Source organism: Streptomyces sp. NPDC093546 (assembly GCF_044765045.1).
Taxonomy (GTDB): domain Bacteria; phylum Actinomycetota; class Actinomycetes; order Streptomycetales; family Streptomycetaceae; genus Streptomyces.
In genome coordinates, this window is record NZ_JBIWJG010000004.1 from 572,779 (window position 1) to 592,267 (window position 19,489).

The 19,489-nt window shown below is 74.5% G+C and carries 20 protein-coding genes, 1 pseudogene and 1 riboswitch; of the genes and pseudogenes, 11 read left to right on the forward strand and 10 right to left on the reverse strand.

Going from position 1 to position 19,489, the window contains the following annotated elements; genetic code table 11:
- Positions 1 to 27: 27 nt before the first annotated feature.
- The 8 genes from ACIRNI_RS12265 to ACIRNI_RS12300 form a co-directional block, all read right to left on the reverse strand.
- Positions 28 to 516, reverse strand: a complete 489-nt coding sequence (locus ACIRNI_RS12265) for a cobalamin biosynthesis protein (protein ID WP_403550717.1) — start codon at positions 514 to 516, stop codon at positions 28 to 30.
- A complete protein-coding gene (locus ACIRNI_RS12270) occupies positions 513 to 1,853 on the reverse strand; it encodes a cobyrinate a,c-diamide synthase (protein WP_403550719.1) in 1,341 nt (446 codons plus the stop codon). Before ACIRNI_RS12270 ends, ACIRNI_RS12265 begins: the two co-directional genes overlap by 4 nt.
- Positions 1,847 to 2,455 (reverse strand): cob(I)yrinic acid a,c-diamide adenosyltransferase, encoded by a 609-nt coding sequence (gene cobO / locus ACIRNI_RS12275; RefSeq protein ID WP_355360374.1) that lies wholly within the window; start codon positions 2,453 to 2,455, stop codon positions 1,847 to 1,849. Before cobO ends, ACIRNI_RS12270 begins: the two co-directional genes overlap by 7 nt.
- Positions 2,455 to 4,479: a putative cobaltochelatase gene (locus tag ACIRNI_RS12280; RefSeq protein WP_403550720.1), complete on the reverse strand. Its 2,025-nt coding sequence runs from the start codon at positions 4,477 to 4,479 to the stop codon at positions 2,455 to 2,457. Before ACIRNI_RS12280 ends, cobO begins: the two co-directional genes overlap by 1 nt.
- Positions 4,476 to 5,990, reverse strand: coding sequence for a cobyric acid synthase (locus ACIRNI_RS12285; RefSeq protein ID WP_403550722.1), 1,515 nt, complete (start codon positions 5,988 to 5,990; stop codon positions 4,476 to 4,478). Before ACIRNI_RS12285 ends, ACIRNI_RS12280 begins: the two co-directional genes overlap by 4 nt.
- A complete protein-coding gene (locus ACIRNI_RS12290) occupies positions 5,987 to 6,937 on the reverse strand; it encodes a cobalamin biosynthesis protein (protein WP_403550724.1) in 951 nt (316 codons plus the stop codon). Before ACIRNI_RS12290 ends, ACIRNI_RS12285 begins: the two co-directional genes overlap by 4 nt.
- 111 nt (positions 6,938 to 7,048) lie before the next feature.
- Positions 7,049 to 7,193: riboswitch (cobalamin riboswitch) on the reverse strand.
- Positions 7,194 to 7,332: 139 nt separating this feature from the next.
- Positions 7,333 to 7,554, reverse strand: coding sequence for a hypothetical protein (locus ACIRNI_RS12295; RefSeq protein ID WP_356643189.1), 222 nt, complete (start codon positions 7,552 to 7,554; stop codon positions 7,333 to 7,335).
- A 12-nt stretch (positions 7,555 to 7,566) separates the two neighbouring features.
- Entirely contained in the window at positions 7,567 to 8,865 is a 1,299-nt protein-coding gene (locus ACIRNI_RS12300; protein ID WP_403550725.1) for an anion permease, read from the reverse strand.
- A gap of 292 nt (positions 8,866 to 9,157) precedes the next feature.
- Here ACIRNI_RS12300 and ACIRNI_RS12305 point away from each other — a divergent pair, with 292 nt between their 5' ends.
- The 3 genes from ACIRNI_RS12305 (at position 9,158) to ACIRNI_RS12315 (ending at position 12,529) form a co-directional block, all read left to right on the forward strand.
- Positions 9,158 to 9,844 (forward strand): class II aldolase/adducin family protein, encoded by a 687-nt coding sequence (locus ACIRNI_RS12305; RefSeq protein WP_403550727.1) that lies wholly within the window; start codon positions 9,158 to 9,160, stop codon positions 9,842 to 9,844.
- 82 nt (positions 9,845 to 9,926) lie between these two features.
- Positions 9,927 to 11,054 (forward strand): alpha/beta hydrolase, encoded by a 1,128-nt coding sequence (locus ACIRNI_RS12310; protein WP_403550729.1) that lies wholly within the window; start codon positions 9,927 to 9,929, stop codon positions 11,052 to 11,054.
- 65 nt (positions 11,055 to 11,119) lie between these two features.
- The gene (locus ACIRNI_RS12315; RefSeq protein WP_403550731.1) at positions 11,120 to 12,529 is read left to right on the forward strand and encodes a hypothetical protein; all 1,410 of its coding nucleotides are present in this window, start codon (positions 11,120 to 11,122) and stop codon (positions 12,527 to 12,529) included.
- A gap of 34 nt (positions 12,530 to 12,563) precedes the next feature.
- On the opposite strand, the gene ACIRNI_RS12320 is transcribed toward ACIRNI_RS12315, so the two are convergent.
- Entirely contained in the window at positions 12,564 to 12,965 is a 402-nt protein-coding gene (locus tag ACIRNI_RS12320) for a VOC family protein (RefSeq protein WP_355365471.1), read from the reverse strand.
- Positions 12,966 to 13,263: 298 nt separating this feature from the next.
- Here ACIRNI_RS12320 and abc-f point away from each other — a divergent pair, with 298 nt between their 5' ends.
- The 3 genes from abc-f to ACIRNI_RS12335 all read left to right on the forward strand — a co-directional run bounded on the left by abc-f (position 13,264) and on the right by ACIRNI_RS12335 (position 16,372).
- Entirely contained in the window at positions 13,264 to 14,862 is a 1,599-nt protein-coding gene (abc-f, locus tag ACIRNI_RS12325) for a ribosomal protection-like ABC-F family protein (RefSeq protein WP_403550733.1), read from the forward strand.
- A 322-nt stretch (positions 14,863 to 15,184) separates the two neighbouring features.
- Positions 15,185 to 15,406 (forward strand): helix-turn-helix domain-containing protein, encoded by a 222-nt coding sequence (locus ACIRNI_RS12330; RefSeq protein ID WP_254751967.1) that lies wholly within the window; start codon positions 15,185 to 15,187, stop codon positions 15,404 to 15,406.
- Between the two features lie 165 nt (positions 15,407 to 15,571).
- Positions 15,572 to 16,372 (forward strand): enoyl-CoA hydratase/isomerase family protein, encoded by an 801-nt coding sequence (locus tag ACIRNI_RS12335; RefSeq protein ID WP_403550735.1) that lies wholly within the window; start codon positions 15,572 to 15,574, stop codon positions 16,370 to 16,372.
- Here ACIRNI_RS12335 and ACIRNI_RS12340 read toward each other — a convergent pair.
- Entirely contained in the window at positions 16,369 to 17,118 is a 750-nt protein-coding gene (locus ACIRNI_RS12340; protein WP_403550737.1) for a hypothetical protein, read from the reverse strand. The two genes, ACIRNI_RS12335 and ACIRNI_RS12340, sit on opposite strands and share 4 nt — an antisense overlap.
- Positions 17,119 to 17,211: 93 nt before the next feature.
- On the opposite strand from ACIRNI_RS12340, the gene ACIRNI_RS12345 reads away from it, so the two are divergent.
- From ACIRNI_RS12345 to amaP, 5 genes and pseudogenes are all read left to right on the forward strand, one after another.
- A complete protein-coding gene (locus ACIRNI_RS12345) occupies positions 17,212 to 17,715 on the forward strand; it encodes an Asp23/Gls24 family envelope stress response protein (RefSeq protein WP_403550739.1) in 504 nt (167 codons plus the stop codon).
- 60 nt (positions 17,716 to 17,775) lie between these two features.
- Positions 17,776 to 17,967 carry a hypothetical protein gene (locus ACIRNI_RS12350; protein ID WP_403550741.1) on the forward strand — a complete coding sequence of 64 codons (192 nt, stop codon included), beginning with the start codon at positions 17,776 to 17,778 and terminating at the stop codon, positions 17,965 to 17,967.
- Positions 17,968 to 17,971: 4 nt separating this feature from the next.
- Positions 17,972 to 18,340: pseudogene (locus tag ACIRNI_RS12355) on the forward strand (hypothetical protein); the annotation flags it as partial.
- Positions 18,229 to 18,894 (forward strand): DUF6286 domain-containing protein, encoded by a 666-nt coding sequence (locus tag ACIRNI_RS12360; RefSeq protein WP_403550743.1) that lies wholly within the window; start codon positions 18,229 to 18,231, stop codon positions 18,892 to 18,894. The pseudogene ACIRNI_RS12355 and the gene ACIRNI_RS12360, both read left to right, overlap by 112 nt.
- A gap of 8 nt (positions 18,895 to 18,902) precedes the next feature.
- Positions 18,903 to 19,481, forward strand: coding sequence for an alkaline shock response membrane anchor protein AmaP (gene amaP / locus ACIRNI_RS12365; RefSeq protein WP_403550877.1), 579 nt, complete (start codon positions 18,903 to 18,905; stop codon positions 19,479 to 19,481).
- Positions 19,482 to 19,489 lie beyond the last annotated feature (8 nt).

A 19,489-nucleotide genomic window follows, 5' to 3' on the forward strand; every position in this document is an offset into this window, starting at 1 on the left:
GACCCGGAGGGTGACCCGGAGGTCGCCTCAGGGGGTGGACGGACTTCCTGTGCGTTCCCTGTCTAAAGACTCCGGCGCCGGCCGTGCTGTCAACGCCGTTTCCCCACCCGTGTACCCGGGCACCACATTCAACAACCGCCTGCGCGCCACCGCGCACGTCACCCGCGCCGGCCGCCCGGCCGCCTTCCGCTTCGGCACGAGCAGTTCGCCGCCGCCCGCCAGCGCCGCCGCCTCCGCCACCGACGACGTCCCGACCGCGCCGCGCACGGCGTCCGACGGATGCGGTACGGCGACGCGCGCCAACTCCCGTGCCGCGTACCCCCGCAGCGGCACCCCGAGCCGCGCCGCCGCCGCCACGACGCCCGGTTCGTCCGCCTTCGTGTCGAGCGTGGCCACCTCGGCCACCTCGCCCACCGGCAGCCCCGCCTCCCGCAGCGTCTCCTCGATCAGCCCGAGCACCGCGTCGGCGGAGACTCCCCGCCCCGCGCCCACCCCGACGACCACCAGCCACGTCACCGCGCGCAGTACTCCACGAACCGCCGCGCCGCCTCCGGCACGGCCGCCCAGTGCGTGTGCACGTAACTCGCGTGCACGCCCCGCTGTACGAAGCCCTCCACCCGGCGCTCCGGCTGACGCAGGCCCCACGCCGGCGACGGCCCCGCCGCCGGCTCCAGCACCGTGCGGTGGAACTCGTGCCCCCGCATCCGCGTCCCGGCCGCCGCCAGCGGGCTGTCGCTCACGGCGACCGCGTCCCGGTACCCCAGCGTCAGCCGCTCCGACATGCGCGCGTCCGCGTCCAGCACCCCGCACATCGGCTGCCCGTCCAACGACCGCGCCAGATACAGCAGTCCGGCACACTCGGCCGCGACCGGCGCCCCCGACGCGGCCAGGCCCGCGACCGCCTCGCGCAGCCGCGCGTTGGCCGACAGTTCGGAGCCGTACACCTCGGGGAAGCCGCCGCCGATGACGAGACCGCGGGTCCCCGCCGGCAACTCCTCGTCCCGCAGCGGATCGAACGGCACGACCTCCGCGCCGGCCGCGCCCAGCAGCTCGGCGTGCTCCGCGTACGAGAAGGTGAACGCCGCCCCGCCCGCGACCGCGACCACGGGCCGGGCACCCGCGACCGGTTCCACGTCCGGGCGCCAGGCCTCCGCCGCGAGCGGCGGCGCCGACCGGGCCAGCGCCAGCAGCGCGTCCAGGTCGCAACCCCGCCGCACCTGTTCGGCCTGCGCCGCGACCGCCTCCACGGCGGCCGCCTGCCGCTCGGCCACCGGGACCAGGCCCAGGTGCCGCGAGGGCGTCGACACCGCGGGGGCGCGCCGCAGCACGCCCAGCACCGGCACGCCGGACTCCCCGAGCGCCTCCCGCAGCAGGTGCTCGTGCCGGTCGGTGGCCACCTTGTTCAGGATCACCCCGCCGATCCGCACCTCCGGGTCCCAGGACGCGAAGCCGTGCACCAGCGCCGCCACCGACCGCGACTGCGACGACGCGTCCACCACCAGCACCACCGGCGCCCGCAGCAACTTCGCCACCTGTGCCGTGGACGCCAGCTCGCCTTGGTCGGCGGCGCCGTCGTACAGGCCCATCACGCCCTCCACGACGGCCAGGTCGCAGCCGCGCGCGCCGTGCGCGAAGAGCGGCGCGATCAGCTCCGTACCGCACATGTACGCGTCGAGGTTGCGGCCCGGGCGGCCCGTCGCCAGCGCGTGGTAGCCCGGGTCGATGTAGTCGGGGCCGACCTTGTGCGGCGACACCGCGAGGCCACGGCCCGCGAACGCGGCCATCAGGCCCGTCGCGACCGTGGTCTTGCCCGCGCCCGACGACGGCGCGGCGATGACGAGACGCGCTACCACTCGATGCCCCGCTGGCCCTTCTGACCCGCGTCCATCGGGTGCTTGACCTTCGACATGTCGGTGACGAGGTCGGCGAAGTCCACCAGCTCCTGCGGCGCGTTGCGGCCGGTGATCACCACGTGCTGCTGACCGGGCCGGTTCTTCAGCACCTCCACCACCTCGGCGGTGTCGATCCACCCCCAGTGCAGCAGGTAGGCGAACTCGTCGAGGACGTAGAACTTGTACCTCTCCTCGGCGAGGTCGCGCTTGACCTGCTCCCAGCCCTCGCGCGCCTTGTCCTCGTGCGACTGCTCGCCCTCGGCCGGCTCGCGCTGGATCCAGGACCAGCCCTCGCCCATCTTGTTCCAGGTGACGGTCCCGCCCTTGCCGGTCTCACCGAGCGCCTTGAGGGCGTTCTCCTCGCCGACCTTCCACTTCGCCGACTTGACGAACTGGAACACCCCGATCGGCCAGCCCTGGTTCCAGGCGCGCAGCGCCATCCCGAAGGCGGCCGTCGACTTCCCCTTGCCCACGCCCGTGTGCACCATCACCAGCGCGCGGTTGCGGCGCTGGCGGGTGGTGAGCCCGTCGTCCGGTACGACGGTCGGCTGTCCCTGCGGCATTAAGCGGCCCTCCTCGAAGTTCCCTGTACGTCCCTGACCAGACCCGCGATCGAGTCCGCGCGCAGCTCGTCGAGCGTGACGGCGGCGCCGCCCAGCCGGGCGGCCAGCTCGGCCGCAAGACCCAGCCGCACGGGCCCGGCCTCGCAGTCCACGACCACCGACGCGGTCCCCTCGGCGGCGTGCAGCCCGGCCGCCCGCGCGGCCAGCGCCAGCGGCTCCGGGCCGCCGGTCGCCCGGCCGTCGGTGACGACGACCAGCAGCGGGCGGCGCGACGGGTCGCGCAGCCGCTCCACGCGCAGCACGTCGTGCGCCTTCAGCAGCCCGGCCGCGAGCGGGGTGCGCCCGCCCGTCGGCAGCTGCTCCAGCCGCGCCGCCGCCGCGTCCACGGACGACGTGGGCGGCAGCACGACCTCGGCGGACGAGCCGCGGAAGGTGACCAGGCCGACCTTGTCGCGCCGCTGGTACGCGTCCAGGAGCAGCGACAGCACGGCGCCCTTCACCGCGCTCATCCGCCGCCGGGCCGCCATCGACCCGGACGCGTCCACCGCGAACAGCACCAGGTTCCCCTCGCGCCCCTCACGCGTCGCCTGGCGCAGGTCGTCACGCCGTACGACGAGCCCGGGCCCGGACCGGCCGCGCGCCCGCTGGTGCGGGGCGGCCGCCTGCACGGTCGCCGCCAGGTGCAGCTTGGTCAGCGCCCCGCGCGGACGCACCGCCCCGGTCGTCCTGCCGTGCGCGGTACGCGCCCGGGAACGCCGCCCGGCCGCACCCTCGCCGAGGCCGGGCACGCTCAGCACCTTCGTACGGAAGGGCTCGGCGGCCGCTACGGGCGCCTGTTCGGCACCGCCGGGGCCGGGCGCGGGAGCGGGCGCGGGAGCGTCGGCCGGAGCCGAGGCTTCGTCGGGGGCGACCTCCGGCTCGCCGCCCTGCGGAGGCACGCCGCCACCACCGGGACCGCCGCCGGGCCCGTCGGGCCCCGGGTCGGGGTCCGGATCCGGGTCGTCGTCGCCCTTGAACTCCTCCAGCGTCTCGTCCAGCTTGTCCTGGTCCAGCCCAGGCGCGTCGAAGGGATTGCGCCTGCGCCGGTGCGGCAGCGCCAGCAGCGCCGCCTGCCGGACGTCGTCGGACGTGACGTCCGTACGCCCCGCCCACGCGGCCAGCGCCGTCGCCGTCCGCGCCATCACGATGTCGGCGCGCATGCCGTCCACCTCGAACGCCGCGCACGTCGCCGCGATCTGCCGCAGCGCCGCGTCCCCCAGCGTCACGGACGGCAGCAGCGCCCGCGCGGCCACGATCCGCTCCCGCAGTGCGGCCTCCTCATCGGCCCACCGCGCCGCGAAACCGGCCGGGTCGTCGTCGAACGCCAGCCTGCGCCGTACGACCTCGACCCGCTGCTCGGGCTCCCGCGAGGCGGCCACCTCCACGGTCAGCCCGAACCGGTCCAGCAGCTGCGGCCGCAGCTCGCCCTCCTCGGGGTTCATCGTCCCGACGAGCAGGAAGCGGGCGGCGTGCCGTACGGAGACGCCCTCGCGCTCGACGTACGAGGCGCCCATGGCGGCCGCGTCCAGCAGCAGGTCCACCAGGTGGTCGTGGAGGAGGTTGACCTCGTCGACGTACAGCACGCCCCGGTGCGCGTCCGCCAGCAGGCCCGGCTCGAACGCCTTCACCCCGTCCGCGAGCGCCCGCTCGATGTCGAGGGCGCCGACCAGCCGGTCCTCCGAGGCGCCCACGGGCAGCTCGACCATGCGGGCCGGGCGGCTCGCCGCCTCGGCGGCGGTGTGCGGCCCGTCCGGGCACCCCGGGTCGGGGGAGCCGGGCGCGCAGGAGAAGCGGCAGCCGGGGACGACGTCCACGTCCGGCATCAGGGCCGCGAGGGCACGGACGGCCGTCGACTTGGCGGTGCCCTTCTCCCCGCGGACGAGGACACCGCCGACGGCCGGGGACACCGCGTTCAGCAGCAGCCCGAGCCGCAGGTCGTCCTGTCCGACGATGGCGGTGAAGGGGTAGTGGGGTGCAGCGCTCATGAAGGTGCTCCGGGTGCGATGAAGGGAAGTCCTGTGGGCGGGCCCTGCTCGATCAGCTTCCAGAGCGCGTCCGTGTCCGCGTGCTCCTCGATCAGGTCGCCGAGCGTGTCCAGCTGCTCCTCGCGCAGCGCGCCGAACGACGTGTCCGGCGCCGGGACGAAACGTCTGCCGGCCGCGCTCGCGACCTCGCGGAGGAAGGCGCGGCGGAAGCCGTCGCTCTCCAGGGAGCCGTGCCAGTGCGTGCCCCACACGGCCCCGACCCGGCATCCGTCCAGGAACGGGTCCCCGCCCCGTACGTCCGCGACGCCGTGGTGGATCTCGTACCCCTCGACCGGCTCGCCGAGCGCCTCGCCGACCGGCCGCGCGAGGGTCTTGCCGGGCGCGAACCGCACCCGTACCGGCAGCAGCCCGAGGCCCGGCACCTCACCGGCGCGGGACTCGACCTCGTCGTCGATGTGCTCGCCGAGGGCCTGGAAGCCGCCGCAGATGCCCAGCACCGGGCGCCCCTCGGCGGCGCGCCGGACCAGTGCGTCCGCCAGGCCCCGCTCGCGCAGCCACGCCAGCGCCTTCACCGTGCCGCGCGTCCCCGGCACGACGACCAGGTCCGCGTCGGCCAGCTCCTCGGGCCGGTCCACGAACCGCACGACCACGCCCGGCTCGGCCGCCAGCGCGTCCACGTCCGTGAAGTTCGACATCAGCGGTACGGCGCAGACGGCGACCCGCAGCACGTCCTCGCCGACCGGCGGCGCGACGACCGACTCGCGCACCGCGCCCCGCAGCGACACGCGCAGCCCGTCCTCCTCGTCGATGCCGAGGCCGTGCGCGTACGGCAGGACGCCGAAGGTGCGGCGGCCGGTGAGGCCCAGCAGCATGTCCAGGCCCGGCTCCAGCAGCGTCACATCGCCCCGGAACTTGTTCACGAGGTAGCCCGCGACCAGGTTCTGGTCCTCGGGCGCCAGCAGCGCCGTCGTACCGAAGAACTGGGCGAAGACCCCGCCCCGGTCGATGTCGCCGACCACGACGACGGGGAAGCGGGCGGCGCGCGCGATGCCCATGTTGACGATGTCGGTGCGCCGCAGGTTGATCTCGGCGGGGCTGCCCGCTCCCTCGCAGATGACGGCGTCGTACGTGTCGCGCAGCTGCTGGAGGCAGTCCAGGACGGGTTCGAGCAGCTCGCGCTGCTTGCCGCCGTGGTAGCCGCGGGCGCTGAGCTCGCCGACCGGCTTGCCCATCAGCACGACCTGGCTGGAGCGGTCGCTGCCCGGCTTGAGCAGCACCGGGTTCATCAGCGCGGTCGGCTCCACGCGGGCGGCCTGCGCCTGCATGGCCTGCGCCCGGCCGATCTCCGCGCCCTCGCGCGTGACGAAGGAGTTGAGGGACATGTTCTGCCCCTTGAACGGCGCGACCTTCACGCCCTGCCGCACCAGCCAGCGGCAGATGCCGGCCGTGACGACGCTCTTGCCCGCGTCGGACGTGGTGCCCGCGACGAGCAGCCCCCCACCCTTGCTCATGTACGCCTCCGCTTGATCGCCCCGTACGCCAGTCGCCCACCCGCGCACACCGCGAGCGTGAGGGCGCTCACCCGGCGCGACAGCCGCACCGCGTGCTCGATGTCCGCCACCTCGACGTCCCGCCCGCCGCCGTTGAGCACCGGCCGGTGCTCGACCCGTCCGCCGTACGAGAGCGTGCCGCCGAGCCGTACGCCCAGCGCGCCGGCGAACGCCGCCTCGACCGGGCCCGCGTTGGGGCTCGGGTGCTTGGCGGCGTCGGCCCGCCAGGCGCGTACCGCGCCGCGCGGGTTCCCGCCCGCGACCGCCGCCAGGGCGGCCGTCAGCCGGGCGCCGGGCCAGCCGGCCACGTCGTCGAGGCGCGCCGAGGCCCAGCCGAAGCGGCGGTACTTCGGCGACTTGTGGCCGACCATCGCGTCCAGCGTGTTCACCGCCCGGAAGGCGACGAGCCCGGGTACGCCGCCGACCGCGCCCCAGACGAGGGCGCCGACGACGGCGTCGGAGGTGTTCTCGGCGACGGACTCCACGACGGCGCGGGCGATGCCGGGGCCGTCCAGGGCCTGCGGGTCGCGCCCGCACAGGTGCGGCAGCCGCTCTCGGGCCACCTCCAGGTCCCCGGCGGCCAGCGCGCCGCCGATGGCGCGGGCCTCGCGGCCCAGCGTCGTACCGCCGACGACGGACCACACGGTGGCGGCGGTCAGCGCGACGGACGCGGCGCGCCGCCCGCGGACCGCGCGGGCCGCGAGCGCCGCCGCACCGGCCGCGCCTCCGGCGCACACGGCGGCGTGCAGCGCACCCCAGGCGCGGTCGTCGCGCCACAGCGCGCGCTCCACGCGGGCGGCCGTGCGCCCGAAGGCGGCCACGGGGTGCCCGCGGCGGGGGTCGGCGAGGAGCAGGTCGGCGGCGAGCCCGACGGCCGCGCCGTACGCGAAGACGCGGTCACCGCGCATGGGTGCTCGATGGGCTGGAGGCTTCCGGGGCTTCCTGAGCTTTCAGGGCTTCCGGGGCAGCGCGAAGGCAGCCGGGCATGGCGATGTCCTCACTCAGGGTCCGCGCCCTGGCTCGACGTGACCGGCGACGAGAGTTCCTGACTCATCCGGCCCTGGGGACTGCCCGGGGCCGGACTCACAGTGGCGGGACCGCGCCGGATTCGCACCGGCTTCCTCTTCTGCCGCCGTAAATGGCCCCGGCAGTCCACCACGCTCCGCGAACGCCCGTCAACTCGCCGCTGACCTGCGGTCGGAGAGTGTGCTGCGCCCCACAGAACGTGGCAGGGCCGCCGGAACGCGGCAGGGCCGGCCGCACCCGTGAAGGTGCGACCGGCCCGGAGCCGGACGTTCACACGTCAGGTCACGATCAGGTAGATCCCGAAGGTGATCGCCGCCGCGCAGACCGCGAAGGCCGCGTACGCGCCGGTGCGGGCGAGGACGGCCGAGCCACCGCTCGCCGCCGCCTGCTCCTGCTTGGAGAGGCCGAGGATGCCGAGGGTGAACAGGCCCACCAGTGCGACGGTGGCCAGGAGGCTCACGCCGAACACGGAGCCGAGAGCTGCCCAGTCGATCTTCATGCTGTTCTTTCCTTACACCGTGGCGGCGGGTGCGGGTGCGGCCGCGGCCGCCGGGGAGGTCTCCGGCGCCGTCGCCGGGATGGTGGCCTGGAGGTCGGCGGTGAGGTCACCGGCGGTCATGGCGACGGTGCCGGCCGGGGGAGGGGTGACGGCCGCGATGGCGGTGGTCACGACGCCCGCGGGCTCGCTGTCGCCGTCGGCCGTGGCGGTGTCGACGTCGTTGACGTTGGTGTGGTCGACGACCTGGCGGCGCGAGATGAACCAGATCGCGGCGCAGGAGGCGATCAGGAAGACCACGACGGCGGCGACGCCCCAGTCACCCTGGCGGGTGACGAGCTCCGAGCCCGCGGCGACCAGACCGGCGGCCGGCAGGGTCAGGCCCCAGGCGACGAACATCCGGGTGGCGGTGGACCAGCGGACGACGCCGCCCTTGCGGCCGAGGCCCGCGCCCATCACGGCGCCGGAGCAGGAGTGCGTCGTCGAGAGCGAGAAGCCCAGGTTCGAAGAGGCGAGGATGACGGTGGCCGCGCTGGTCTGGGCGGCGAAGCCCTGCTGCGGCTGGAGGTCGGTGAGGCCCTTGCCCATGGTGCGGATGATGCGCCAGCCGCCGAGGTAGGTGCCGAGCGCGATGGCCAGACCGGCGGAGACGATCACCCAGAGGGGCGGGTTGGAGCCGGGGGCGAGGATGCCGCCGGCGACCAGGGCCAGGGTGATGATGCCCATCGTCTTCTGGGCGTCGTTGGTGCCGTGGGCGAGCGAGACGAGGCCCGCGGAGGCGATCTGCCCGGCGCGGTAGCCCTTGCGGCCGGTCTTCTCGTCGATGTTCGCGCCGGCCTTGTACGTCAGCCGGGTGGCGAGCATCGCGGCGAGGCCGGCGACGAGCGGCGCGGCGACGGCCGGGATGAGGACCTTGGTGACGACGACGCCGCCGTTGACGCCGCTCAGGCCGACCGAGGCGATGGTGGCGCCGACGAGGCCGCCCATGAGGGCGTGCGAGGAGCTGGAGGGCAGGCCCACCAGCCAGGTCAGGAGGTTCCAGAGGATGGCGCCGACGAGCGCCGCGAAGATCACCTCTGGGCTGATTCCTTCTTCGTTGACCAGGCCGCTGGAGATCGTCTTGGCGACCTCGACGGACAGGAACGCGCCGACCAGGTTGAGCACGGCGGACATGGCCACCGCCGTCTTGGGCTTCAGGGCGCCGGTCGAGATGGTCGTGGCCATCGCGTTGGCGGTGTCATGGAAACCGTTCGTGAAATCGAACACGAGAGCTGTCACGACCACAATGGCGAGCAGCAGCGTGATGTGTTCCATTTACCCAGGCAATCGTTCGACGTCAGTGGCTCGGCGAACGTAAGCAACCTGAGTGAACGGAAGGTGAACTGGGTCCGGCATCATGGTGACCGAAGATCCGGAAGCGCTGCCACCGCTTCGTCGTCGGTGCCCCGCCGGGCGGGCGGGATGCCCGTATCCACGGGCTTTTTCCGCCGTTCACCCGGTTCGCGCCGGTGGCCGGGGATGTCGGTCGAGGCTCGGACGACGAGATTTTTGTCATCTGATCGACTTCCGGTAGGCCGTCGTCGTACGGCCTGACAGGATCGGTGCCATGACACAGGAAACGGTCGAGCAGGGGACCGGGCAGGCGGTCGAGCGGGCCTGGGACGCGCTGGTGGCCACCGCCCGCAGGACGGTCGCCGACGGCCTGGTCGTCGGCACCTCCGGCAACGTCTCCGCCCGGGTCGGCGACCTCGTCCTCGTCACCCCCAGCGGCGTGCCGTACGACCGGCTCACCCCGGCCGACCTCACCGCCGTCGACCTCGACGGCACACAGGTACGCGGAACCCTCACGCCCACCAGCGAGCTCCCCATGCACCTGGCGGTCTACCGCCACACCCCGGCCCGCGCGGTCGTCCACACCCACGCGGTCCACGCCACGGCGGTCTCCACCCTCGTCCCCGAGCTGCCCCCGATCCACTACATGGCGGGGGCCCTCGGCGGCCCCGTCCGCGTCGCCCCGTACGCCCTCTACGGCACGGAGGAACTGGCCCGGAACATGCTGCGCGCCCTGGAGGGCCGCACGGGCTGCCTGCTGGGCAACCACGGAACCGTCACCTACGGCGACACCCTCGACCAGGCGTACGACCGCACCGCGCAGCTGGAGTGGATGTGCCGCCTCTGGCTCACCGCCACCTCCGTGCCCGGCCGCACCCCGGCACTGCTGTCCGCCGCGGAGCTCGACGAGGCGGCCGGCAAGCTCCGCGGGTACGGTCAGTCGCGCCGAGCGCCACGGTGAGCACGGGGCGAGGGCGCGCGACCGTGCCCCCGGCGGCCCACGCCCACTGGCACCGCACCGCGCCCTTGCCCACACTGGAGCGGTGCGCCCGGCTACAGCGACGGCGGCGGCCGTCACCACCCTGATCGGCGCCGGCGCGGCCACGATCGCGGCCGGCCGGTACGCCAGCGACGCCGCGCTCAGGCCCCGGCCTGACCGGCCCCTGCCCGGAGACCCCCGGCTCACGGTGCACGCCACCGCCGCCGGGCAGGTCACCCTGACCCGCCACCTGGCCTCCCTGCGGCCCGGCACCTACGGCCTCACGGGCCCCGACGTCCACGCGGTCGTCGGCCCCGTCCTGGACGACGTGCCGCACTCCGCCGACACCGTCGTACGCCGGCTTGAGAGCGTCCGGCGCGGCACCCTCGACGTGGGCAGCCGCGTCCGGCTCACCCCGCAGCTCCACACCGGCACCCCCGCCACCGCGCTCGGCCTCGACCACGAGGACATGGACATCCCTGGCGAACTGGGCAATCTGCCCGCCTGGTTCGTCGACTCGACCCGCTCCACCTGGGTGATCGCCGTCCACGGCCTGGGCACCACCCGCGAACACCCCCTGAACGTGACGCGGTTCCTCCACTCCCTCCAGCTCCCCGTCCTCCACCTCGCCTACCGCGGCGACGACGGCGCCCCGCGCCCCTCCGACGGCCTCGGACACCTCGGCGACTCCGAGTGGCGGGACCTGGACGCCGCGATGCGCCACGCCCTGCGCCGCGGCGCCGACCGCGTCATCCTGTACGGCTGGTCCGTCGGCGCCTCCATGGCCCTGCACGCCGCCGCCAACTCCGGCGTCCGCGACCGCATCAGGGGCCTGGTGCTCGACTCCCCGGTCCTCGACTGGGAAACCACCCTGCGCGCCCTGGCCGCCGCCCGCCGCACCCCCGCGCCGCTGCTGCCGCTCGCGGTCCGCGCCGCCCAGGGCAGGACCGGCGTGCACGGCGACCGCATCGCCGAGGCCGCCGACGCCGACGGGCTGCGCGTGCCGACCCTCCTCTTCCACGGGCCGGACGACCACCTCGCCCCCTGGCAGGGCTCCCGCGAGCTCGCCGCCCGCCGCCCCGACCTGGTCACCCTGCACACCGTCCCGAACGCGCCGCACGCGGCCATGTGGAACGCCGGCCCGGACCGCTACGAAGAGGCCCTCCGCCGCTTCCTCACCCCCCTTCTGTAGCCCCCGCCGTCCGGCGAAACCGATTCCGTTTGGGCTTTCGGGCCGTCAGCGGGAAGACTGCCCCCGTGACGTCTCGAAAGCCTGATGAGCAATTGGCGCGCAACTCCAGACTCCGACTCGTCCGTCCGCGGCCCCTGACCACGGCCCGACGGGCTGTGACGACCCGGCGTACGCGGCCGGCGTCGCGGCCGCCCGAGGGCACGCCGCCCCCGGCCGAGCTGGCCCGTCAGGCGAGAGCAGTCCTCCACGACGCCGTACGCATCGCCCGCTGGGCCGCCGTCGACCGCCAGCCCGACGCCACCCCCGCCCAGGAACGGGCCGCGGCCGCCCTCGGCCTGACACCGGACCAGGTGCGCGCCGGCTGGGACCGCGCCCGCCTCGCCGGACTCGTCGAGCTGCACGGCGGCACCGCCCGCCCCGGCTGGCGCCTGCGCGCCTGGGACCGCGACGACTCGGCCGTCCTGCGCGGCTGGGTCGCGCTCTTCGACGCCTGGTCGCTCGTCCACCCCGCCCCGGGCGACGTCGAGCCCGCCGCCGTGGCCGAGGTCGTGGAAGCCGTCCCCCAGGTCCTCTCCCTGCTCCAGCTCTCCGCGGGCCCCGTGCCCGTACCGTCGCTCCTCGACCTGCTCCAGCAGCGCGTCGCCGAGCTCCGCGAGGAGCGCTGCGAGGTGCCGGCCCCGCCGCGGGACGAACCCGGCGCGGCGCCCGGCGCCGTACCCCCGCAGCACGTTCCGGCCCCGCCGCCCGGGCCCGACTCGCTCGCGCGCCTGCTCGACTGGGCCCTGGAGGGTCTGGCCGCCGTCGGTGCCCTCACCCTCGGCGACGGCCAGGCGACCCTGACCCCGCTCGGCAACTGGGCCGTGTGGGTCAAGCTGGAGCAGATCTGCGTCGCCGCGCAGAGCCCCGCCGGCCACATCGAGCAGTCCGCCGAGGACATGCTGCGCGCCTGCGCCCGCCTCACCCCCGGCCCGGCCCGCGTCGAGTACCGCGCCTGGCTCGCCGCCCGCCCCGTGGGCAGCGCCGTCACCGAGCTCCTCGACGCCGCGCGCGGCCAGGACGCCCTGCTGCGCGGCCTCGCCTTCGAGGCGCTGCGGGTCGTCGGCTCCGCCGCCGAGGCCGGGGTGCGGGCCGCCGCCGAGGAGGCCACGCTGCGCCCCTACGCCCTGCTCTGGCTCGCCGAGCACGACGGCGCCGACCCCGACGAGGCCACCGAGGTCCTCACCCGCGAGGAGGCCACCTGGCTCTGGGTGGACACCGCCGCGGCCGTCGCCGACCACGGCGACGCCACGCTCCTCGTACGCCACCTGGAGTCCGCGGTCCAGGGCACGGTCCCCGCCCTGCTGGACGAGGTCCGCGCCGTCGGCCACCCCCGTACGGTCCAGGTCCTGGTCGCCCTGGCCGCGGCCCACCCCGACCCGGCCTTCGCCAAAGCCGTCCGCCGGGCCGCCTTCCAGGTCCACACGGGCGGCGCCTGACCGTCCCGGGGCGCGGCGCGCCTCCGCGGCGGGGCTACCCCGCCGCGCCCGGCGCGTACGTGCCGAAGCTCCAGACGTTGCCCTCGGCGTCCCGCGCCATGTAGTCGCGGGAGCCGTAGTCCTGGTCCGTCGGGGGCATCAGGATCTCCACGCCGTGCTCCACGGCGCGGGCATGGTGCGCGTCCACGTCGTCCACCACCACGTACACCCCGACCGGGCCCGCGCCCGCCATCGCCTTGGCGAAGACTCCCTCGCGTCTCTTCGTGCCCAGCATCACCATGCCGTTCCCATAGGCCAGCTCGGAGTGGACGATCTGGCCGTCCTCGCCCTCGTAGACACTCACCTCGGTGAACCCGAAGGCCTCCTTCAGCGTCCTGATGGCCGCCTTCGCGTCCTCGTACAGGAGCGTGGGATAGATGCTCGGTACGTCGGCCATGCTGGTCACTCTCCGATTCGGTGCTCGATACGGCCTTCCGACTGCGATGTGATCCGGATCTCAGTTGATCCCCAGTCTGGCACCCGCCACCGACAACGCACCCCGGCGTTCCACCGGCTCACCGGAAGGTGCGATTCCGCTCACCTTCCGGGCGCGCGGCCGCCCGCCGCGGCCGGAAAACCAGTTGCACCCGCCCGTTAGACTGGCCTGCATGGCCATTCTCCCTGTGCATTAGCCGGCGTCGAAGCCACCGCATCCGTCGTCCTTCCCGCCGTCCCATCCGCCCTGGAGTCTGTCCGTGATCACCGCTTCCGGCATCGAGCTGCGCGCCGGCGCCCGCGTCCTCATCGAATCCGCGTCCTTCCGCGTCGCCAAGGGCGACCGCATCGGCCTCGTCGGCCGCAACGGCGCCGGCAAGACCACCCTCACCAAGTGCCTCGCCGGCGAGGGCATCCCCGCCGCCGGCACCATCACCCGCTCCGGTGAGGTCGGCTACCTCCCGCAGGACCCGCGCACCGGCGACCTCGACGTCCTGGCCCGCGACCGCATCCTCTCCGCCCGCGGCCTCGACGTCCTGATCCGCAAGATGCGGCAGAACGAGCAGAAGATCGCCTCCGGCCAGGGCGCCACCCGCGAGAAGGCGTTGCGGCAGTACGAGCGCCAGGAGACCGAGTTCCTCACCAAGGGCGGGTACGCCGCCGAGGCCGAGGCCGCCACCATCGCGCACGCCCTCGGGCTCCCGGACCGCGTCCTCGGGCAGCCGCTCCACACCCTCTCCGGTGGTCAGCGCCGCCGCGTCGAGCTCGCCCGCATCCTCTTCTCGGACGCCGACACGCTGCTCCTCGACGAGCCCACCAACCACCTCGACGCCGACTCGATCGTCTGGCTGCGCGACTACCTCAAGACGTACCGCGGCGGCTTCATCGTGATCTCCCACGACGTCGACCTCGTCGAGACCGTCGTCAACAAGGTGTTCTACCTGGACGCCAACCGGTCGCAGATCGACGTCTACAACATGGGCTGGAAGCTCTACCAGCAGCAGCGCGAGGCCGACGAGAAGCGCCGCAAGCGCGAGCGCGCCAACGCCGAGAAGAAGGCCGCCGCGCTCAACGCGCAGGCCGACAAGATGCGCGCCAAGGCCACCAAGACCGTCGCCGCGCAGAACATGGCCCGCCGCGCCGAGCGCCTGCTCGCCGGCCTCGAGGAGGTCCGCGCCTCCGACAAGGTCGCCAAGCTCCGCTTCCCCGAGCCGGCGCCCTGCGGCAAGACCCCGCTGACCGCGGAGGGGCTCTCCAAGTCGTACGGCTCGCTGGAGATCTTCACCGACGTGGACCTCGCCATCGACAAGGGCTCCCGCGTCGTCATCCTCGGCCTCAACGGCGCCGGCAAGACCACGCTCCTGCGCCTGCTGGGGGGCGTGGAGAAGCCCGACACCGGCCAGGTCACCCCGGGGCACGGCCTCAAGCTCGGCTACTACGCCCAGGAGCACGAGACCCTCGACCCGGACCGCACGGTCCTGGAGAACATGCGCTCGGCCGCCCCCGACATGGACCTCGTCGAGGTCCGCAAGGTGCTCGGCTCGTTCCTCTTCTCCGGCGACGACGTCGACAAGCCGGCCGGCGTGCTCTCCGGCGGCGAGAAGACCCGGCTGGCGCTGGCCACCCTGGTCGTCTCCTCGGCGAACGTGCTGCTCCTCGACGAGCCGACCAACAACCTCGACCCGGCCAGCCGCGAGGAGATCCTCGGCGCGCTGCGCACGTACAAGGGCGCCGTCGTCCTCGTCACGCACGACGAGGGAGCCGTCGAGGCCCTCCAGCCGGAGCGCATCATCCTCCTGCCGGACGGCGTCGAGGACCTGTGGGGCCAGGACTACGCGGACCTGGTCGCCCTCGCCTGACCCCCGCCTGATCATCCCCGCATGGATCATTCGGCTTACGCGTGATCCTTCATCTGAGTGAGTGCGTCTCATACCGCGGCGTGGCGACCGGTGGATTCCCATCCTCCGCTCCCACGCCGCGCTGTCGTTCCCTCCACCTCCCTGACCTGGCACTTCGTCGCCGAGTCCGCGCCGCGCGCGGTTTCCGGGACGGGAAGGTGACCCTCCGGTGACCGCGGGTTGGCGAAACCTTGCGGCACGGACCTTGTCGAATGGCTGGCCATGTGGCCGCGGAGGGGTGATCATGAGAGTCCAGAGGCGCACTTCCCATGAGGAGGCACGGGTGGCCGAGACTCTGAAGAAGGGCAGCCGGGTGACCGGCGCCGCGCGCGAAAAGCTCGCGGCAGACCTGAAGAAGAAGTACGACTCCGGTGCGAGCATCCGGGCACTGGCCGAAGAGACCGGCCGGTCCTATGGGTTCGTCCACCGGATGCTCAGCGAGTCCGGAGTGTCGCTGCGGGGACGCGGCGGAGCCACGCGAGGCAAGAAGGCCCCTTCGGCCTGACGGTCCCCGCGTTGGCGTTCGCCGTCCGAGCGGGCTCATCCGGCCCAAGGGATCCGGCAGGGCCACCCGGTCGACCGGCGTGTCGGCCGGGTGGTTACTGTGCAGTCACTTAATCGGCTGTCATCGGCTGCTGCACAGCCGCCGCACCGGATCCGGAGGCGCCCCATGACCTCGCTCGACCCAGTCCTCGAAGTGTTCGACAAGGACGGCGTACGGCTCACCGTCGAGGACGCCGTCGCCACGGTGACCCTCACCAACGCGGCCAAGCGCAACGCGCAGTCGCCCGCTCTGTGGCGGGCGCTCGTGGAGGCCGGGCGGTCGCTGCCGGGCAGCGTGCGGGTCGTCGTCCTGCGCGGCGAGGGCAAGTCCTTCTCCGCGGGGCTCGACCGGCAGGCGTTCACGCCCGAGGGCTTCGAGGGCGAGCCGTCCTTCCTTGACCTGGCACGCGGCTCGGACGAGGAGCTCGACGCCGTCATCGCCGAGTACCAGGAGGCGTTCACCTGGTGGCGCCGCAACGACCTCGTGTCGATCGCGGCCGTCCAGGGGCACGCCATCGGTGCCGGGTTCCAGCTCGCGCTCGCCTGCGACCTGCGGGTCGTCGCGCAGGACGTGCAGTTCGCCATGCGCGAGACGAGCCTCGGCCTGGTCCCCGACCTGACCGGTACGCACCCGCTCGTCGCGGCGGTCGGCTACGCCCGCGCGCTGGAGATCTGCGCCACGGGCCGCTTCGTCCAGGCCGTCGAGGCCGAGCGCATCGGCCTCGCCAACCTGGTCGTGCCCGCCGAGGAGCTCGACGCTGCCGTACGCGACCTGGCGGCCGCGCTGCTGGCGGCCCCGCGGGACGCCGTCGTCGAGACCAAGGCGCTGCTGCGGGGCGCGCAGGAGCGTACCTACGAGGACCAGCGCGTAGCGGAGCGCGCCGCCCAGGCGCGGCGCCTGCGCGACCTCGCGGGCCTCGCCGACTAAGGAGCTGCCACGGCGACGTCCGTGACCAGCACGGTCACCGGCGGCGCCGCGCCGACGGCTGCCCGGACCGCTCGCGCCACGTCCAGCGCGCGGTGGTCCGGCGCGGTCGCCACTTCGATACGCAGGTGATCGGCCGCCCGGTGCACGGACGGGCCCAGCACCGTCGTCAGCCGCCGCACCCCCGGTACGGCCGCGGCCGCCACGGCCGCCGGGTCGGAGAGGTCGACCGCGCCCGCCGGTTCCTCGGAGGGTGCGGCCGGTTCGGGTGCCGGCGGTTCGGGTGCCGGCGCGGGACCGTCCAGGAGCGCCGTCACCCGGAGGTCCACCTCCGTCACCACCAGCCCCAGCCGCTCCTCGCACGCCGCGAACAGGGCCGTACGCAGTCCCGCGGCGAGTTGCGGGAGCGGTACGCCGGCGCCGCCGGTCGCGGCGAACTCCGCCGTGATGCGCAGTGGTCCCGGCGGCAGGGCGCCCGGCGGCCGCGGGAACACCGCTTCCGCCGCTGCTTCCGCGTTCGGCTCCGGCTCCGGCTCCGGTTCCGCTTCCGGTTCCGCTTCCGGTTCCGCGAGGCCGATGCGCAGCCGACCGGGTGACACGCCCGGCACCCGCCGGGCCGCCCGGCGCAGCACCGCGTCCGCCGCCCGTTCCGCCAGCCAGGCCCCGTCCACCGGGTCGCCCAGGGGCAGCAGCCGCCCCAGGCCGAGCCGACTGCGTACCGTCGTGGCCCATCCCTCAGCCGTCGTCATTCCACCAGCCTGCCGCATCCCCGGCGCGGAACCCGGCAACCGCCCTTAGTGTGGTCAACGGAGCGCAAATCCGCCCGGAAGGGACGAACGGTGATGAGCGACACCTCACAGACTGCGCAAGCGGCTCAGGCGAAGTCCGCACAGATCAAGGAACCAGCGGCCGAGGCCGCCCGGAAGAGCTCGATGACGCGGCGCGGCGCGGGCGGTGACCAGGCCTCGCGCGGCCGCACCACCATCGCCGACGGCGTGGTCATGAAGATCGCCGGCCTCGCGGCCCGCGACGTCGACGGCGTCCACGACATGGGCAGCGCGGCCTCCCGCACCTTCGGCTCGGTGCGCGACCGGGTCCCCGGCGGCCGGGCCGGTGTGACGCGCGGCGTCAAGGCCGAGGTCGGCGAGGTGCAGACCGCGCTGGACCTGGAGATCGTCGTCGAGTACGGCGTCTCGATCATCGACGTGGCCGGCGACGTCCGCGAGAACGTCATCTCCGCGGTGGAGCGGATGACCGGCCTCGAAGTCGTCGAGGTCAACATCGCCGTCAGCGATGTGAAGCTGCCCGAGGAGGAGGAAGAGGAGCCGGAGACCCGGATCCAGTAGCCGCCGGGCAAACGCGCCGGCGCTGCACACACAACGCCCCATGACGCGAAGGAGCGCACGATGAGCATGGCGGTGATCGGCCTGCTGGCCGGTATGGCGCTCGGGTTCGCCGGTTACTTCGGCGGCTTCGGCGCGTTTTTGCTGGTCGCCGCGTTGGGCGCGGTCGGCTTCGTGGTGGGCCGGTTCGTCGACGGAGACCTGGAGCCCGGGGACCTCTTCCGGGGCCGCGACCGCGACGACCGGCGGCGGTGACGCCGTGGCGGGGGACACCACGGCCGCGACGGCCCCGGCGGACACGGCCGTCCGGGCGGCCGAGCGCGGCGCGACGGTCATCGCCGACCGCGTCGTGGCGAAGATCGCCGCGCGGGCGGCGCGCGAAGCCCTGGACGACGCCCCCGAGGGCGGCGTACCGGAAGGCGGCAGGCCGCCGCACGCGTCGGTCGTCGTGCACCGGGACAGCGCGCGGATCCGGATCAGCCTGGAGCTCGGCTACCCCTCCGACCTCGGCGCCCAGTGCGGGGCCGTGCGCCGTCACGTCACCCGGCGGGTCGAGGCCCTCGCCGGCATGAGCGTGCCGGAGGTGGCGGTCCAGGTCGAGCGGCTCCACTCACCCCAGCACACCCGCGGGAGGCTCGCGTGAACGGGCGCTTCTGGTCCGTACGGCGCGTCCCCGCCGCCCTCGTCGCGCTCGTGGTCCTCGGCGGCGCGGGGATCCTGCTGTACGACGTCGCGTCGGTACGGGCGGGGCGGCCCGGCATGCGCTGGCGGCGCGTGCTCCTCGACGAGCTGGAGCGCCGCCCCCTGGACGACGTGTGGGTGCTCGTGGGTGCCGGGGTCGCGATGGCGCTGGGGCTGTGGCTGCTCGTGCTGGCGCTCACCCCCGGGCTGCGCCGGCTGCTGCCGATGCGGCGCGACGCCGTGCCCGTACGGGCCGGGCTCGACCGGGACGCGGTGGCGCTCGTCCTGCGGGACCGGGCGCAGGCCGTGCCGGGCGTGCGCTCCGTACGCGTACGCGCACGCCGACGGGCGGTCGCGGTGCGCGCCGTGTCGCACTTCCGCGACCTCGACGACGTACGGGACGACGTGCGCACGGCGCTCGACGACGGGATCGCCGAACTCGGCCTCACGCGGCCGCCGGCGCTGTCCGTGCGCGTCAGGCGCCCTGCGAAGAGGAGGTGACAGAGGAGGTGGCCGGAGTGCTCCGTACCGTCAACCGCGTGCTCGTCGCCCTCGCCGGGCTGCTGCTGCTCTGCGTGGGCGGCGCCGTCCTGGCGGCCGGGCTGGACCTGGGCGTGCCGTCCTGGTTGCCCTGGCACGGCCCGGACGAGGTGCTGCTCAGCGAGGCCCGGCGCGGGCGGGGCGAGTGGCGGTGGGCCGTCGTCGTCGCGGTGCTCGCCGTCCTGGTGCTGCTGGCGCTGGTGTGGCTGCTGGCGCAGCTGAGGCAGCGCCGGCTGAGCGAGGTGCTCGTCGACACGGGCGACGGGGAGGGCGCGGTGCTGCGCGGCCGGGCGCTGGAGGACGCCGTCGAGTCCGAGGCGGAGACGCTGGACGGCGTGGCCCGCGCCCGGGTACGCCTCACCGGGCGCCGCACCGCCCCGACGGCCCGCGTCTCCCTCCTCCTGGAGCCCCACGCGTCCCCGGCCGACACGCTCCGGGAGCTGTCCTCCGGGACCCTCGCCCGCGCCCGCAATTCGGCGCGCCTGGCGGACCTCCCGGCGGAAGCCCGCCTGCGCGCCGTCAAGCAGGCCCCGCGCCGGGTGAACTGATCCGCCCC